13 protein-coding genes are annotated in these 16202 nt (G+C 68.7%); 6 read left to right on the top strand and 7 right to left on the bottom strand.

Annotated features, from left to right (window positions below; translation table 11 throughout):
* Nucleotides 1–145 precede the first annotated feature (145 nt).
* The 3 genes from WCS02_RS00560 to WCS02_RS00570 form a co-directional block, all read right to left on the bottom strand.
* A complete protein-coding gene (locus WCS02_RS00560; RefSeq protein WP_340288168.1) occupies nucleotides 146–1201 on the bottom strand; it encodes a Fic family protein in 1056 nt (351 codons plus the stop codon).
* A 268-nt stretch (nucleotides 1202–1469) separates the two neighbouring features.
* A complete protein-coding gene (locus WCS02_RS00565; protein ID WP_340288171.1) occupies nucleotides 1470–4067 on the bottom strand; it encodes a polynucleotide kinase-phosphatase in 2598 nt (865 codons plus the stop codon).
* The gene (locus tag WCS02_RS00570) at nucleotides 4064–5476 is read right to left on the bottom strand and encodes a 3' terminal RNA ribose 2'-O-methyltransferase Hen1 (RefSeq protein ID WP_340288174.1); all 1413 of its coding nucleotides are present in this window, start codon (nucleotides 5474–5476) and stop codon (nucleotides 4064–4066) included. The genes WCS02_RS00565 and WCS02_RS00570 overlap by 4 nt, the downstream gene beginning before the upstream one ends.
* Nucleotides 5477–6392: 916 nt before the next feature.
* Here WCS02_RS00570 and WCS02_RS00575 point away from each other — a divergent pair.
* Together WCS02_RS00575 and WCS02_RS00580 are read left to right on the top strand one after the other, a co-directional pair.
* A complete protein-coding gene (locus tag WCS02_RS00575) occupies nucleotides 6393–8795 on the top strand; it encodes a hypothetical protein (protein WP_340288177.1) in 2403 nt (800 codons plus the stop codon).
* A gap of 270 nt (nucleotides 8796–9065) precedes the next feature.
* Nucleotides 9066–9596 carry a hypothetical protein gene (locus WCS02_RS00580; RefSeq protein WP_340288180.1) on the top strand — a complete coding sequence of 177 codons (531 nt, stop codon included), beginning with the start codon at nucleotides 9066–9068 and terminating at the stop codon, nucleotides 9594–9596.
* Nucleotides 9597–9783: 187 nt separating this feature from the next.
* Here the strand turns inward: WCS02_RS00580 and WCS02_RS00585 are convergent, their stop codons facing one another.
* From WCS02_RS00585 to WCS02_RS00600, 4 genes are all read right to left on the bottom strand, one after another.
* On the bottom strand, nucleotides 9784–10305 hold the full coding sequence (locus tag WCS02_RS00585; RefSeq protein WP_340288183.1) for a helix-turn-helix domain-containing protein: 522 nt from the start codon (nucleotides 10303–10305) through the stop codon (nucleotides 9784–9786).
* Nucleotides 10306–10407: 102 nt separating this feature from the next.
* On the bottom strand, nucleotides 10408–11412 hold the full coding sequence (locus WCS02_RS00590; RefSeq protein ID WP_340288186.1) for a M23 family metallopeptidase: 1005 nt from the start codon (nucleotides 11410–11412) through the stop codon (nucleotides 10408–10410).
* The gene (locus WCS02_RS00595; protein ID WP_340288189.1) at nucleotides 11409–11963 is read right to left on the bottom strand and encodes a hypothetical protein; all 555 of its coding nucleotides are present in this window, start codon (nucleotides 11961–11963) and stop codon (nucleotides 11409–11411) included. The genes WCS02_RS00590 and WCS02_RS00595 overlap by 4 nt, the downstream gene beginning before the upstream one ends.
* Nucleotides 11960–12175 (bottom strand): helix-turn-helix domain-containing protein, encoded by a 216-nt coding sequence (locus WCS02_RS00600; protein ID WP_340288192.1) that lies wholly within the window; start codon nucleotides 12173–12175, stop codon nucleotides 11960–11962. The genes WCS02_RS00595 and WCS02_RS00600 overlap by 4 nt, the downstream gene beginning before the upstream one ends.
* Nucleotides 12176–12307: 132 nt before the next feature.
* On the opposite strand from WCS02_RS00600, the gene WCS02_RS00605 reads away from it, so the two are divergent.
* Genes WCS02_RS00605 through WCS02_RS00620 form a run of 4 tightly spaced genes read left to right on the top strand, consistent with a single transcriptional unit; the run spans nucleotide 12308 to nucleotide 16193 of the window.
* Complete coding sequence (locus tag WCS02_RS00605) at nucleotides 12308–12577, top strand: hypothetical protein (protein ID WP_340288195.1); 270 nt, start codon at nucleotides 12308–12310, stop codon at nucleotides 12575–12577.
* Nucleotides 12578–12595: 18 nt separating this feature from the next.
* Nucleotides 12596–13396, top strand: coding sequence for a DUF8175 domain-containg protein (locus WCS02_RS00610; protein ID WP_340288198.1), 801 nt, complete (start codon nucleotides 12596–12598; stop codon nucleotides 13394–13396).
* A complete protein-coding gene (locus WCS02_RS00615) occupies nucleotides 13393–14661 on the top strand; it encodes a TrbL/VirB6 family protein (protein ID WP_340288200.1) in 1269 nt (422 codons plus the stop codon). The genes WCS02_RS00610 and WCS02_RS00615 overlap by 4 nt, the downstream gene beginning before the upstream one ends.
* Entirely contained in the window at nucleotides 14661–16193 is a 1533-nt protein-coding gene (locus WCS02_RS00620; protein WP_340288203.1) for an SCO6880 family protein, read from the top strand. Before WCS02_RS00615 ends, WCS02_RS00620 begins: the two co-directional genes overlap by 1 nt.
* Nucleotides 16194–16202 lie beyond the last annotated feature (9 nt).

Consider the following 16202-nt stretch of genomic DNA (forward strand, 5'->3'; position numbering starts at 1 on the left):
GACACGGCGGCTGTACCGGCCGGCGCAATCACCATGCGCGGTCTGCTCGGAGACAACAGGCCCAGCTCCTGGGGCAGCCAGCCGCCCATACGTCCTGGGAGCGAAAGAGCCTCGGCGGGACCGTCGAGGCGCCGCGAGTGAGCCGTCAGAGCGATTCAACCAAGTCCATAACTGGAGTTGCACCAAAAATGCGGCGGTAAGGACCTTCGCTCACCTGCTTCAGGATGGCGACCTCGACGAGGCGGTCCACGGCAGATTTTGCGGTGGGGCCTGAAACGCCATATTTCTCCGCGACGAACGGCATGCTTATCATCGGCCAATCGATGAGGTCCTCGACGATCTGCACCACCACACCACTCCAGTGGCGACTATTAAGTGCGGCGCGGGATTCGGACAACCAGTCCATAAGCTGATCCACGACACTCACCGCGCGACGGGCCTGCTCACAGATCGCAAGACAGAAGAACTCGACCCACGGGTCCCACTCCCCCGTCTGACTGACTCGGAGCAGGTGGTCCTGATACTCCGTGCGGCGCTTCAGGAACCACGGGGACAAGGTGATTGCTGGCTCCTTGAGGTCACCTGACTGCAGCAGCTGCAGCGTCGCTACCAGCCGTCCGACTCTTCCGTTTCCATCTCCGAAGGGATGCAGGGACTCGAACTGGTAATGGGCGACCGCCGCCTTCAGCGGTCCCGGCAAGAAGCTGTCCGCATTGATCCAACGCGTCCATTGCTCCAGACCGGACGTGAGGCGATCGTCAGGCGGCGGGGGTATGTACCGTGCTTCTCGAACGGTACAGTCCCTCGGCCCGATCACGACCTGATGTCGGCGCACTTGTCCCGCGTCCTTGACGGGGACCCGCGAACCCTCCGCCAATATGCCCTGCAGGTCGCACAACATATTGACCGACAACGGGCGCTCGGTGACCCATTCGAAGGCGGCATTAGCCATCCGCTCATAGGCGCGAATCTCAAGGACCTCGGCTGAAGTCGGTCGCGTCTGCGGCAGCCGCGCCTCGAGGACCTCAGGCAGGGCCGCGTAGGTCCCCTCGAGCGCAGATGTGTCGAGCGCCTCCCTGATGAGAGCTGGCTGGATGAGCAGCCTCGGGTTGGGAAGGCTGGCGCAGGCCTGTCGTAGCTGGCCGAGTGCGCCAGTGGCCTGAGCGACCGCCGCCCAAGCCCGGGGCGACACCTCAGGCACCTGGGGCAGGGGGTTCGGGAGGTATGCGAAGTACTCGTACGTCCGCAGCCGTTCGTCAGTCCCGCTGATCGGGACGAGCTGTCCGACGGGGCTACTACGGAGTGCTTCAAGGTCCACAACGTTAGGTTACTGCCAACTGGACCTAATGTGTGGCCGCCAAGGTGTGCAGGGGCCTTAGATCACAGTTGTGTAACTTAGGACCTCGACGCCATGTCCCAATGTTGCGGGGCCAACGTTAGGTCGCTCCTACCGAGGCGCATGGCATCGGTCACAGCCTGGGGTCCACCGGCTCGGACTCCAGCGCGAGCACCGCAAACACGGCCTCGTGGACCCGCCACAGCGGCTCCCGGGCCACGGCGCGCTCGAGGGACTCGACGCCGAGGGCGTACTCGCGGGCGGCCATGGACCGCTTATGCCCGACCTGCCGATCGCGCAGGCGCTCGAGGTTGCCCGGCTCGGTGTAGTCGGGGCCGTAGATGATGCGCAAGTACTCCCGGCCGCGGACCTTGATGCCCGGCTGGGCCCAGCCGCGCCTGGCCTTGACGAGGTTGGCCAGCGGCTTGACGACCATGCCCTCACCGCCGGCTGCGGTCATGTCCTCCCACCAGGTCGTGCCCTCGACCAGCGACGCGGCGTCGTCGGTGTCGACGAGGAGCCGTCGGGTCGTGCGGACGAGCTCCGGGTCCGCCTCGACGAGGCGGTCGGCGATGCCCAGGTGCCAGAGGTGGTCGTGGTCGGCCCAGGTCCGTCCCTCGGTGGCGAGCAGCTGGAACGGGGCCAACTGGACGCCGGTCAGCCCGTCGGTCGGCCAGACGTAGCGCCGGTAGGCATCGGTGTAAGCGAGCGCGTTGGCCGCGCGCGAGCGGGTGCGCGCGAGCAGGTCGGCGACGTCGACGCCTGACGGCGCCTCGCCGTCGAGCGCGCGGGCGGCGACTCGCTCCAGGACGTCGACTGCGGCGGGGACCGCGGCGCGCGCGGCGGCGCCGACGGCGGCGTACTGGTCCCGCAGCAGCGCCTCAGCCTTCGCCGACCAGGGCAGCAGCTCCGCGTCCAGCAGGAGCCAGTCGGTGTCGAGCTCCTCCCACAGACCTGTCGCAGTCACGGCGGCACGCAGCCGGGCCAGGAGCTGCTCGGTGAGGCCGCGGTCGAAGAACGGTCGGCCGGTACGGGTGTGCACGGCGCCGCTCGCGCCGTCGGTGGCGCCGAACCGGGTGCGGGCGGTGTCGGCGTCGCGGCAGACGAGAACGACGGCGCGGGAGCCCATGTGCTTCTCCTCGCACAGCAGGCGGGTGACGCCCCCCTTGGCGTAGAAGTCGAACGCCGAGACGGGGTGCTCGAGCAGCTCCCCGTCCGGTGCGGTGGCGGTCGGGGCCATGGTCGGAGGCAGGTAGAGCAGCCACCGCGGTTCCATGGCGAAGCGGCTTATCACCTCCAGCGCGCCGGCGGCGTTGTCCTCACGAACCGTGACGCGCCCGGCGAGACGCGTCTCGACCCCTCGGGCGCCGAGGACGTCGGTGAGGGCGAGGTCGTCGTGGCCCCGGCTTTCGGTCGGTGCCGAGGAGGCGCCCGGGTCCTCTATGCCGGCGGGCGGGAACGGCTTGACCGGCTCGTACCAGATCTGCTGGGCGGGGACCTGGACGATCTCCTTCTCGGGGTAGCGCAGCGCGGTGAGGTGCCCACCGAAGACGGCGCCGGTGTCCAGGCACATGGTGCCGTTGACCCACTCCGGCTCTGGGGTGGGCGTGTGGCCGTAGAGGACGGTCGCGGCTCCGCGGTACTCCTGCGCCCACGGGTAGCGGACGGGCAGGCCGAACTCGTCGGTCTCGCCGGTGGTGTCGCCGTAGAGGGCGAAGCTGCGCACCCGGGCCGAGGCCCGACCGTGGTACTTCTCGACCAGGCCGGCGTGGGCGACGACCAGGCGCCCGGCGTCTAGAACCAGGTGGGACACGAGGCCGTGGCAGAACCGTTCGACCTCGGTGCGGAACTCCGGTGTCTCCGCAGCGAGCTGGACGAGGGTCTCCTCCAGGCCGTGGCTGACCTGCACGTCGCGGCCCTGCAGCGCCCGCACGAGCTTGGACTCGTGGTTGCCCGGGACGGCGAGCGCGTGTCCCGCGGCGACCATCCCCATCACCAGGCGCAGCACGCCCGGGGAGTCCGGACCCCGGTCGACCAGGTCGCCGACGAACACCGCCGTCCGCCCGTCCGGCGGCACCGCGTCTACCGGCCGATCCTGCTCGTCGCGCACAAGGGCGTAGCCAAGGTCTTCCAGGAGCTGCTCGAGCTCGGCCCGGCAGCCGTGGACGTCCCCGACCACGTCGAAGGGACCCGGCCGGTCCCGGAAGTCGTTGAGCAGCTTCTCCCGCACGACGACAGCGGCGGCGACCTCCTCCTCGCTCCGGAGCACGTGCACCGCGCGGAAGCCCTCCTTGCGCAGGGACCGCAGCGAGCGGCGCAGCTGGTCGCGCTGGCGCTTGACGACCCGGTCGCCGAAGTCGCGGTCAGGGCGGGCGGCGTTCCGGTCTAGGCACACCCGCTCCGGCAGGTCGAGCACGACGGCGACCGGGAGCACGTCGTGCTCGCGGGCCAGCGCGACGAGGCTGCGCCGGGCGTCGGGCTGGACGTTGGTGGCGTCGACCACGGTCAGCCGGCCGGCGTCCAGCCGCTTGCCGGCGATGTGGTGCAGCACCTCGAAAGCGGCCGTGGTGGCGGACTGGTCGTTCGGGTCGTCGGAGACGAGACCACGGCAGTAGTCGCTGGACAGCACCTCGAACGGGCCGAAGTGGGCGGCGGCGAACGTCGACTTGCCGGAGCCGCTGGCCCCGACGAGGCAGACCAGCGACAGCTCGGGGACGGTGAGGTCGCTCATGCCGCGACCTTCCGGAAGACCGCCATCTGGGTGGGCGGTCCCACCTCGGGGTCGTCGTCGCCCACGGGCCGGTAGTCGACCCGGTACCCGTGCCGCTCCGCCACCGCGTCGGCCCAGGCGCGGAACTCCGCGCGGGTCCACTCGAACCGGTGGTCCGGGTGTCGCACCGTCCCCGCCGCGAGAGTCTCGAAGCGCATGTTGTGCTCCACGTTGGGGGTCGTCACCACGACGGACGTCGGGCGCGCGTGGCCGAAGACGCTGCGCTCCAGGGCGGGCAGACGGTCCAGGTCGACGTGCTCGATGACCTCCATCAGCACGACCGCGTCGTGGCCCACCAGCCGGTCGTCGCGGTAGGTCACCGACGATTGCAGCAGCCGCAGCCTGGCCCGCTGCGAGTCGGGCATCCGGTCCAGGTGCAGCCGCCGCTCCGCGGTCTCGAGGGCTCTGTGCGACACGTCCACGCCGAGGACCGACGTGAAACTCGGGTCGGGCACCAGCTCGCGAAGCAGGAACCCCTCCCCGCACCCGAGGTCGACCACGCTCTTCGCGCCCTCGTCGCGCAGCGCCTGCAGGACCGCGGCCCGCCGCCGCACGGCCAAGGGCGCAGGACGGGCCTCCGCCTCGCCGTCGGCCTCGACGGTGTCCGCCCCTACGAGCTCGACGGGCGCGGCGTCGTCGAGCTCCGCAAGGCGGGCCACCGCGTCGGTTACGAGGCCGGGCTGATGCTTGAGGTACCGCCGGGTCACCAGCTCGCGTTCCGGGTGGCCCTCGAGCCAGCCGGCTCCCGCGCGCAGGAGCTTGTCGACCTCGTCGCCGGTCACCCAGTAGTGCTTGCCGTCGTCCAGCACTGGGATGAGGACGTACAGCTGGGTCAGGGCCGCCTCCACCGTCATGGTGCCGCTCAGGCGGAGGTCGACGTACGGGGAGGCACCCCAGGCCGGGACGGTCTCGTCCAGCGGCAGCGGGGCCGCCTCGACCTGCCACCCCAGCGGCTCGAACAGCCGCCTGACGAGCTCCGGCCCCCCGCGGCTCGGGAGCGCGGGCACGGACACCTCGAGCGGGACGGGCGTGCCGACCAGGTCCGGGCGCGCGTCGCACCGGCCTGCCATCGCTGTGCGAAACACCTTGCCCAGCGCCACCGCCAGCATCGAAGACGCCGCGTGTGGGCGGTCGTTCACGTACTGCTGCAGCGAGAACCCTTCACCTTGCCGGCCCCGACCACGCACCAAGGCGACCGGGTCGACCTCCAGCAGCAGCGCGACGGTGCTCCGCTCGGCCGACACCTCCGGCCACACCACGTGGGCCGTGCCCACGGCGACGTCGAAGGACTGCGCGCGGTCCGGGTGCTTGTGCAGCAAGAACCCGAGGTCGCTGGCCTTCGGCATCGTCGTGGTCAGGGTCAGCAGCACCGGGCCAGTCTGCCCGGCGCGCTTGCGAGCAAGGTGGCGGGAAGGTCTCCGTCCCCTCGCTGGCGCAGTGATGCAGTGCCTCCCTCCAGCTGGCGGCACCCCTGCAGAGGGCCTTGTGGCGGCAATCTCCGAGAGCACGCATAGGGCACTGGCTCGGAATCGCGTCGCCGCGGACCGGCACGACCACGCACGGTCGGTGACAGCCGGACACCAGGAGGCAGCAACTGCACGGTTGCTGAGACCGTGTCCATCTCGACCCCTGGAGCACCGACGTGCATCGCTGAAGGTCAGAGAATAAGCGCAGGTCAGGCCCGCATTTCCGTTTCAGGACCGTCCGCGGTACCGCCTCTGACCTCTGGCCCTCCACCTCTACCACCGGATCATCGACGCCTACGCATGAGCCGAATCAGTCCCGGCGAGGGACCCGCAATCGGAAGCAAGACGCCGAGCACGGGCGGCGATGATCCGGCACCGCCAGCGTCGTTCGGCGGAACGCCCAGCACCCCCGGCCTTTCGCTCGACTCAGCGTCGTCGTGATAGCGGGGCCCTCCCTTCCATGCCCCATCCGTGCCCCCGCAGCGAGACACCACAGCGTGCCGCAGGCCCTGGTCCGGGTACAGCCCGGGTGTGGCCGCTCCGAGCTCGGCGCGTGATGCCCGTAGTCCCGCTTAACGTGGACCTTATGGCGGGTACCGCGAGTTTCGCGGTACCGACCGTGCCCAGGTCGTCTAAGAACTGACAGGTCCCTCCAACCGGTCCGAACGTCGTCAATCATAGCTATTGTGACTGGCGTATTGAGGGGGCGCTGTTGCTGCCGGCCTGCAGAGATGAGCTTCACAGCAGGGACCGTGACGAGGCGGGCTAGAGGGGCATGATGGTGGCTCAAGAGACTCGGGGCTCGGCAAGATTTGGTCGGGTGCTCGGTGATATCGATGTTAATGACTTCGGGGACCCGGCGCAGGAGCTTGCTCTCTTCGCTGGCTGTGCGTCCTTCGCGGACGTGCGAGCTGTCTTGCGCGAGCAGGTGGAGATTGAGTCTTCCAAGATGCTCGCTCTTGTCTCGGAGGCGGACGCGTTCGATGTGATAGAGCTAATGCGTATGCGTGAGTTCCCACCGGTTCCTGACCCGCGAATGATCATGCCGGGCGGGTCTGCCTTAGCGGTGGAGCTGGTGGCTGCTGCGCTACTTTCCCGATCCAGCCGAAAGCCGAGCGATGTCCCGCGTGAGGAGACTCGTCCGCACGAGCAGATCGCGGAACTGCACACACGTGCTAAGCGACTCGCGCGATTGGCAACGTACAGGCAACAATATGAGGCTCGCCTCAGCGAGCACCCGCTGGCGCGTCTCGCATCGGAATACCAGGGTGCCGTTCTGAACATCCGGAACCTGCAATATGACCACATCCGAGATGAGCAGGAGCGTCGTCTCTTCAAGCATCCCGTGGTCGACGAGCTAATGAGTCAGCACCTGGGCTACGGCTATGACGACGTGGTCGGTGTTCGGGATGCCCTGAAGACCCTATCCGCACACCGAATGACGAGCCTCCGTGACGAGACCGGAGATATCGTGCTCGAGTATCAGGGGGTTTCGCCCGAGGAGATACCTGCAGGGGTGATCGCTCGGTTCCGAGATGCCATGATCAACCTCATGTTCCTGCCCGGAGAGCGGGCGACGATCGCCGCCAGAGAACTCGCCGAAATTGGACGCCTAAGTGAGAAGCAAGTACTCACCGTCTTGAGCTCCTACTCCCAGACCTTTGACAGCTCCATCTCTGCAGGCAGGAGGGTCTTCGACTTGCTGACGGCGACCAACCCGTTCCTCATCACCCCGCTGGTCGCAGACGGTGCAGGCGGCTTTGCGTCCACGGCCAACGATCCTGGGCTCGACTCACTGCGGCGCATCCTCGAGCGAGCGCTCACGCCACACCAGTCCGCTATGCGTCGATACGACAAGCGAGTCCGGCAGTCGGTTAGCGAGAGCCTGGCCATTGCGAGTCTCGAACGTGTCCTCGGGTGCCCTGCGCTGCATACCGGATTCTACTACTACGCACCCAAAAAGGGCCGGACCGAGACTGAGGTCAACGCTGAATGCATTGACGTGAACCTCGTGGCAGACCGTGTTGAAGGAGACGGTCTCTTCCTGGTGGACGATGTCGCGATTATCACCGAGGTCAAGGCAAAGTCCGTTGCCAGTCAGTCTCGCCGCGGTGACGTTCGCAGGCTTGAATCTGACCTCAGAGCGACGATAGGCGAGGCCAACGATCAAGCCATACGGCTGCAACGTCTAATCGAAGTAAACGGCGGTGTCTGGCTCACGTCAGACTCATGGCTAGACCTCTCTCAGATACGTGAGGTGCGCTCCACCATCATCTTGTTGGACGACGTGGGTCCGCTCGGTGTTGCCATTGGTGATCTTCAGGCCGCCGGACTGCTGGCGGAGCAGAGGCCCCCGTGGGTGGCGTCATTGCACGACCTGATGGTGATTGCCGAGATCTGCGATCGACCCAGTGAATTCCTCCTGTATCTACGGCGTCGAACCGACACCGAGGTCGCCACGTTTTACCGCAGTTCCGACGAGCTGGATCTTTTTATGCTCTTTCTCGGTGGGGGACTCTTCGTCGAAGATGATCCGGATGCCGTGCGTCGTCAACATCCATCCGTGCCGCCAACGAGGGCGCGCGACAGAAGGACTCGCGACGAGAGCGCAGTCGGCACACTGGTTGCCGATCACTGTCAACCGCTGAGCGAATGGTACTTGCGAGATCAGCTCCCCGAAACGGTATCGCAACCGTCGAAGCCAACATTCAACCTCGCACAGGAAATCGTCCCACTTGTGGATATGATTGCCGGCCTCGGTGAAACTGGCTGGTTACGGTGCACGACTGATCTACTCAGTCTCTCCGGTGAGACTCAGAAGCGACTCATGAAAAGCATTCGTGAGTGTCGCCGCAGGACCTCCGCGGACGGCAAATACCACGACATGCTCATGTCCTTCGCGGGGACTTTTGGGCATCCGGCGGTCTTCATAGGAGTAGCGCCGGAGACTGACGACAGCATCGCTCACCGCACCCAGCTGTCCCAGTACATTCGGGCGAAGAGTTACCAATTGCAGTCGGACCGCGCATACGGTCTGCTTCTCGACACCGGAGGCAGCCTCCTCGAGTTCATCTACTCGACTGACCCGCCGCTTTCCGATTCGAGACTTGACAGGTTGGTGATGGAGATGGGCCTCCAGCCTGTTGGGCAAACTGGCAGACCCACTCCGCCGTCCGCGCGGCGATCGACCAAAAGGTTGCGCGGGAAAGGCAAGCGCCTCTGAAGTCGGCAGGCTGGCGAAGCCGCGCTGTGCTGCTCCGGCCGCCTGGTGTGAAAGTAGCCCGCGTCGCCCCGGGGGGGGGTGAGGCATCGGACTTTTCTGCATCCCGCCACCTGAGAACCCGCATTGCGCTATGTGCGGGCGCCTGCACAGGCCCAGCACCAGTCGAACGTCTCCGCTGGGCCTCGTCGCAACGGGTCGACGCACCGTCCAGCCTGATGCAGATCCGCGCGTGCACTTTCGAGGTATGCCCGTCGCGATTAGGGTCTTGATATGTACTTGGCTGACTTCACCGGCATCGCCATAGCGTCTCGTGAGGCTGGAGGGGGGTTTGAAGCGTTCCGTAAGACTTCCCGAGTCGTCGGTCTCGGGTGGCCGGCTGACGTCGCTGAGCAATGGCTATACGATCACTCGGGCAATGAACTGTTTCTCCGAGATTACGGTGATGTCGAATTGTCGCGGGTGCGCTGGCAACTTGAAGCGCTACACGCCGCGGACATCGCCACCATGCCGACGGGGCCTTCGGAGCACGACGTGATCGACGAAATTGCGGCGGACTGGGATCACTGGATCCGTGTGCGCAACTTGGGCGTCCACCTTGGTGTCGCCCAGATGTGGGAGGTTCACGGCACTTGGAAGCGGTGGCCGGTGTTGCTCGACCGCAGGTTGCTCAGGTCCTCCGGCGCTGGACTCCAGGTCGTCGAGGGTCGGACTCGTGTTGCAATCCTCAGGGGCCGCCTCAAGCAGGGCGCCTTCGTTGCGGAACAGCACCTGGCATGGGTCGGACGCCCGACCTCGACATGAGGTTGAACAGCTTCGTTGCTCCAAAGACACACGGTGGCGGGGCCTGCTGCCTCGTGGGCCGACGCCCTTGATGCGCTCCTTACCTCAAACCGATCCTCCGTGCGACGGGCATCGCGTCATGCCGCTACTCCCCCAGTCGGGTCAGCCCCGTCGGGTTGCGGCTGGGGGCGCCTCCTCAGGCACCCCCTCATCCCGCTGCATCAGCCCCGGAGTTCTGAATGTCCGCCGCCGGCGGCACCGCTGCATCCATGGCAGTTGGAAGACGGGCCAGTTGACTGCGTGGTCGGCCCCGCCGCCGGTTGCCTTCCATCTTGATGGTCAGGTCGATCATGTCGCTGACGAGATCCAGCGCCTCGGGGGAGAGGTTCGCGGCGCGGAGCGCGATGGATCGCACGCCGGCGTCCCGCATGGCCGCGAGCATGGCGAGCTGTGCGTCGGTCTGCTCGGCGATCTCGTCGTCGGTGAAGTAGGCAACCTCGACGCCAAAGTACTTGGCCAAGGCCTGCACGTGGCGGAGCGTCGGGTTGGCCCGGATCCCCGAGCGAAGTTGATAGATGTAGCTGGGGCTGATCGTCGGCCCGCCCTGTCTGGCGATGGCCGTCGCTACCTCGCGGTAGGACGCCTCTTCACCGTGGGCGGGACGCACGGTCGCGAAGAGGTGGTTGAGCTTCGCGGCGAACGAGCGGTCGTCGCCGCTGTCGCTGCTCACGCTGGCGTCTCCCTCGCAGTCCGGTCGATGAAGGCTCGATGATGCCGCAAGCGGCAAGATCAAGACCTCGATCCGGCAACGTAGCGTGACGTCCGCTCGCGTTCACAAGGTGACGCCGAGCGACCTCAGGAACGGCTCTGGGTCGATGCGCTCTCCCGCCCTGACCACCTCGAGGTGGAGGTGGCAGCCGGTGCTGTCGCCGTTGCTGCCTACTCGACCGATGACCTGGCCACCGGTCAGGGTCGCACCGACGGTGGTCAAGACGTCCTCGTTCCACATGTGGGCGTAGCGGGTCAGGACCCCGCTCCCGTGGTCGATGACGACGAGGGTGCCGTAGCTGGCGGCTGGGCCGGCCTGGACGACGACGCCCGGCCCGGCGGCGTAGATCGGGGTGCCACAGGGCGAGCCGATGTCGGTGCCCCCGTGGAGCTTCCGTCGGCCCGTGATCGGGTGGATGCGGTACCCATAGCTGCTGGTCACCGGGCCGACGGCCGGCCTGATCCAGCCGTCGGTTGACAGGTCAGCCGGTGGTGCCGTGGTGCAGTCGCCGGCGGCACCAGGGACGGTCGTCGTGCCGGACAGTGCGGCGACCACCTCGAGCGCGGCGGGCCAGTACCGCTCGTAGTGATACGGGTCGGCGTTGCGCTGGGTCTTGTGCGCCGCGAGGGTCGGCGCCAGCGTCTCCCAGCCGTTGACGGCCAGAAGTGCCCGGTAGAAGTTCGTCGCCGACGTCGCGGGGTCCATCCGGTCGGCGTAGGACCCCCAGGCCCCGTTGTCGCGCTGCTGGAACACGCCCCGGCTGTCCGGGCCGACGCCGTCCCCGTAGTCGAGGACACGCAGCCCGGACTCACCCATGGCCGTCATTACCGCGATGACCTGAGCCCGGGCCGGGACACCCAGAGCACCCCCGGCGGTGACGATGGCGGCCGCGTTGGCCAGCTGCTCGGGGCCGTAGCCGGCGACCGGCTCGACCGGGAAGCCGCCTCCGTCCAGCACGAGCGGCGCGCCGCACGCCGCCCCGGCAGGCGGTGGTTGCAGCGCGACCCCTGTGACGCAGCCACCGAACAGCAGGGTCGCTGCGGCGATGCCCCCGATGAGCGCTCTCACGGGGTGACCGTCGGCTCAGGCAGCCAGAACCGTTCCACCAGCCAACGGTCGCCCCCGGCAGAACGAGAGAGCAGGACTCCGTAGTCGCCGGCGTCGGTAGGGATGACGACGTCGGCGAGGTACGCGCTGCCCGCACCGTCGGTGACCGTCGGAGGCCCGGTCAACGTGCGTCCGGGGACGTTCGCCGGGTCGGTGCCGGCGTAGGCCTGCTGCGCGGTGGGGGAGAGCAGGCGAGCGAGCTCGCTCCACCACGCTTCCTGGTCGCGACCGCTGATGTAGGCCGCCACGGCCACCCGCGCCGCGTCGCTGGCCGCCGCCTGATCGGTGGGGCCCCAGGACGGCGCGGCGCCAATGGTCGGCTCGGGCAGCTCGTCCTGCGGCACCAGCGCGGGCGCGGTGCCAGGGCTCCTGGGGCTGCTGAGCAGCGCGATCGCCGACTGCTTGTCCGTGCTGGGTAAAGGGACTGTTGCCGGTGCTGTGCTGCACCCCGCAGCAAGCAGCAGACACGCGCTGACCCCGACACCGATGGTCAGGAGCGGCCTCCGCCTCATGGCGCGGACCTCACCTGGTTGTGACGTGCCTCGAGGTGGTCGCAGACCTCGTCGCGCAGGATCACCCAGGACGCACCGACCTTGTACGCCGGTATCTGCCCGTCCCGTAGCCAGCGATAGATCGTCTGCGGCGGCACCGCGAGCACCTGGCTGACCTGCTCGACCGTGAGCCGTGTCGGGAGCCCCGAGAGCAGACGTCGGATCTCAGTCACAGGACGGCCTCTCTGCCGGTTCGAGGGGATGAGCCGTGCACCCAGGTCATGCTATCTAACACAGCAGTGCACATCTGTGTACTCTGGACATAGCCCGTTCGGGCACTTCATCCGGATCGAAAGGCGCGTCTCATGACCGGTCTCGCGAACGTCCTGCTGCCGATGGTCCCCGTCCCGACGCCCGGCGCCCCGCCCGGTTCAGCCCAGTTCCTCACGATCCTCAACTGGGTGTCGTGGGTCGCCCTGGCGGTCTGCGTCGCGGGCGTGATCTTCGCCGGGCTGGCGATGATCATCTCCAGCCGGCGCGGTGAGGGCGGCGAGCACATGGGGAAGCTCGGAACGGTGTTGGCAGGCTGCGTCATCGTCGGCGCTGCATCGGGCTTCGTCGGCGCCCTGGTCTGAGGACCGGGGGACAGGCTGATGAAGGGGACCATCACCATGAGCGCACCCGAGCAGTCCACCGGCCACAGCGAGCGGGACCAGGCGGCTGCGGCGACGAGGCAGGGGCGCCGCGGCCTCGTCCTGGCAGGCGTGTTCCTGATGGTGGTCCTCGCGGTCGGGCTCTTCCTGGCCGTCGCGCCGTCCCGCGACCCAGAGCCGATCGCCGGCGACAATCCCTCGGCCGCGCCGGTCACCTCGGCTGCTCCCAGTCAGGCGACGGCGCCTTCGGGGTGCGAGCTGCCCGCGGGCGACCGGACAGTCCCGGTGACCCCGCCGTCGGACACGGAGTGGGAGCTCGTCGGTCGCGTCGTCGCGCCGACCGCACCCGAGGTCTACGGCCCGGGTGTCACCGACCCCGTGCGCTCCTGCTTCGCGCGCACGCCGACCGGCGCCCTGTACGCCGCTGTGAACGCCTTGGCAACGACCACGCTGCCCGACGCTCCCCGCCTGCTCGCCGAGGACTTGGGCGCCGAGGGCCCGGGCCGCGACGCTGCCCTGGAGCAGCTACCGGCCGACGGCTCCGTTGTGCCCGCAGACGACACTGCAGCCCAGGTCCAGCTCGCCGGGTTCCAGTTCCTCTCCTACACGGAAGACGAGACCGTGATCGATCTAGCTGTCCTGGGAGTGAGTGATGGGCAGACCGTCACGGCACACACCGCCTTCACGCTGCGCTGGGAGCGTGGTGACTGGCGCGTGGTCCACAACTCCAACGGTGCGCCCTTCTCGCCGATCCAGGCGATCCCGGGCCTGGCCGGGTACGTGCCATGGAGCGGAACATGACGGCCCCCGCGGCAACAGCGGCCGAGTGCGCCGTCTGGCAGCTCACCTGCAACCTGGCTGAGGTCGCCAACGGTGTCGTCGGTGACGCGCTCGGCGCGCTGGCCAAGGCAGTGGGGGACGCGGTCGGGTCCGTCCTGACGAACCTGGCCACCGTGTGGGTGGACGTCGGCACGCCGAACCTGACGACGTCGGGCAACAACCCCTCGGACGCGGTGGCTTTCCTGCAGGACTCGCTGTGGTGGTACATGGCCGCCGCCGCGGTGCTGTCGGTGATGGTCGGCGGCGCACGGATGGCGTGGACGATGCGCGCCGAGCCCGGCAAGGACGTCCTGCGGTCGCTGATGACCCTGACTGCCGTGTCCGGCGCAGGGCTGGCGGTCGTGGCACTGGCCGTGGAGGCCGCCGACCGCTTCGCCGAGTGGATCATCGACCGCTCCACGGTCGGGACGAACTTCGGGGAAAACCTCGGTGCGCTCATCCTCGCGCCGCTGCTGACGCAGCCACCCGGGCAAGGGACGACGCAACCGGTGCTGATCGTCATCCTTTTGGGGCTCGTCGCCCTGATCTCCTCGTTCGTGCAGATCGTGCTGATGATCGTGCGCTCGGGGATGCTGGTGATCCTGGCCGGGATCTTCCCGCTGGCGGCGTCGTTCACCACGACCGAGACCGGGCGGACCTGGTTCCGCCGCTGCTGCGCCTGGCTGATCGCGTTCATCCTCTACAAGCCGGCCGCGGCCATCGTCTACGCGACAGCGTTCCGGCTGGCCGGGGCGGACCTGTTTTCCGGAAGCGACGGCAGCGGTGTCCTCGACGTCCTGGTCGGCGTGACGATGATGGTGCTGGCGATCCTTGCTCTGCCCGCGCTGATGCGCTTCGTCACCCCCGCCGTGGCGGTCATGTCCGGCTCCGGGGGTGGCGGCGCGGGCATGGCTGCCGCCGCGGCGATCCCGACGGGTGCGGCGTTCGCGCGGTCCGGGCGAGACGGCCCCTCAGGCACCAGGGGCGGCCAGGGTCCCTCTGGCGCTCCGACTTCCGGTGGCGGGCCGAGCAGCACGACAGGTGGGACCGGGGCGGCGCAGGTGCCCGCTCAGAGCGGCAGCACCGGTGCCTCGGCTGCAGCGGGTGCCGGGACCGCAGGTGCCGGGCGCGCCGCGACTGCCGCGACCGGCGTCGGTGCCGCTGTGGCCGCAGGCGCGGTGGCGACGCAGGTCGCACAGAAGGCCGCCACGGGCGCGGCCACTCGAAGCACGGGGGAGGGGTCCTGATGAGCATGGTCGAGCAGAGCTTCCAGACGTACGAGCAGCAGGCTCGACGTCAGCGGACCTACGGCAACTGGCGCAAGCCGACCACGCCCGGCCTGCTGGGCATGGGCTCCCTCGGCACCACGATCCTGTTCGTCGGCCTGGTCTCGCTCATCGTCGCCTGGTTCGTCGGCGGCTACCGGGCCGCGATCCCCACGGTGCTCGGCTTCGGTGTCGTGCTGGGGCTGTTGGCCTTCAAGGATCGGCACCAGAGCACCACGGCGGAGCGGGCGGGCAAGTGGCTCACCTGGGCTCTCGCGCGCCGGCGGGGGCTGCACCTGTACCGCTCGGGCCCGGTGTCGCACGTGCCATGGGGGACCCACCAGCTGCCGGGCCTGCTCGCGGCGTCGGAGCTGAGCGAGTGGACCGACTCGTGGGGCCGCCCCTTCGCCCTGCTGCGGGTGCCCTCGACCGGGCACTACTCCGTCATCTTCGCCACCGAGCCGGACGGGGCGTCGCTGGTTGACCCCGAGCAGGTCGACCAGTGGGTCGCTCAGTGGGGCGCCTGGCTGGCGTCGCTGTCGTCCGAGCCCGGCCTCGTGGGGGCCTCGGTCACGGTGGAGACCGCGCCTGACTCCGGGGCCCGGCTCAAGCAGGAGGTCGAGCTGCAGGTACACCCCGATGCGCCGGCCGTCGCCCTGGCCATGCTGGCGGAGGTGGTGGCCCGCTACCCGGAGGGCTCGGCCACGATCCGGGCGTGGGTGTCGCTGACGTTCAGCGCCGCGACCCGCCCCGGCGCCCGACGTCGGTCGGCGGCCGAGGTCGGCCGTGACCTCGCGTCCCGGCTGACGACCCTGTCGCAGGGGCTGATGGCTACCGGCGCCGGTGGCGCGCGTCCGGTCGCGGCGCAGGAGCTGTGCGAGTTCGTCCGCGTCGCCTACGACCCGGCCGTGGCGCTCACCCTGGACGAGGCCCGCCAGCAGGGCCAGGTGCCCGAGCTGCGCTGGAGCGACGTCGGGCCGGTCGCAGCGGAGTCCGGCTGGTCCACCTACCGCCACGACAGCGCGGTCTCCACGACGTGGGGCATGACGGCACCCCCGCGGGGCGAGGTGTTCAGCTCCGTCCTGCACGGCCTGCTCAACCCCCACGCCGACATCGACCGCAAGCGCGTCACCATGCTGTTCCGACCGCTCGACCCGGCACGGGCGGCGCGGGTCGTCGACCTGGACAAGCGGGCCGCGGACTTCCGCGCCACCGTCAGCGACCGCCCCACCGCTCGAGCCATGAACGAGCAGCGCGCCGCCGCCGCCACCGCGGCCGAGGAGGCCCTGGGTGCGGGGCTGCTGGACTTCGCCGTGATGGTCACGGCCACCGTGGCCAGCGAGGACCGGCTGCCCGACGCCGTCTCCGCGATCGACATGCTCGCCGCCTCCTCCCGGCTGCAGCTGCGTCCCATGTACGGCTCCCAGGACGTCGCCTTCACCGGCACCCTCCCGCTCGGCCTCATGCTCCCCTCGCACTCCGCCCTCCCGTCGTCGATCCGCGGCGCGCTGTGAACCGCCGCG

Source organism: Aquipuribacter hungaricus, assembly GCF_037860755.1.
Taxonomy (GTDB): Bacteria; Actinomycetota; Actinomycetes; order Actinomycetales; family JBBAYJ01; genus Aquipuribacter; species Aquipuribacter hungaricus.

Coding starts and splice junctions, on each gene's coding strand:
- WCS02_RS00615 (WP_340288200.1), top strand. CDS start 13,393: ATGACGGCCCCCGCGGCAACAGCGGCCGAGTGCGCCGTCTGGCAGCTC.
- WCS02_RS00580 (WP_340288180.1), top strand. CDS start 9,066: ATGTACTTGGCTGACTTCACCGGCATCGCCATAGCGTCTCGTGAGGCT.
- WCS02_RS00595 (WP_340288189.1), bottom strand. CDS start 11,963: ATGAGGCGGAGGCCGCTCCTGACCATCGGTGTCGGGGTCAGCGCGTGT.
- WCS02_RS00565 (WP_340288171.1), bottom strand. CDS start 4,067: ATGAGCGACCTCACCGTCCCCGAGCTGTCGCTGGTCTGCCTCGTCGGG.
- WCS02_RS00620 (WP_340288203.1), top strand. CDS start 14,661: ATGAGCATGGTCGAGCAGAGCTTCCAGACGTACGAGCAGCAGGCTCGA.
- WCS02_RS00605 (WP_340288195.1), top strand. CDS start 12,308: ATGACCGGTCTCGCGAACGTCCTGCTGCCGATGGTCCCCGTCCCGACG.
- WCS02_RS00610 (WP_340288198.1), top strand. CDS start 12,596: ATGAAGGGGACCATCACCATGAGCGCACCCGAGCAGTCCACCGGCCAC.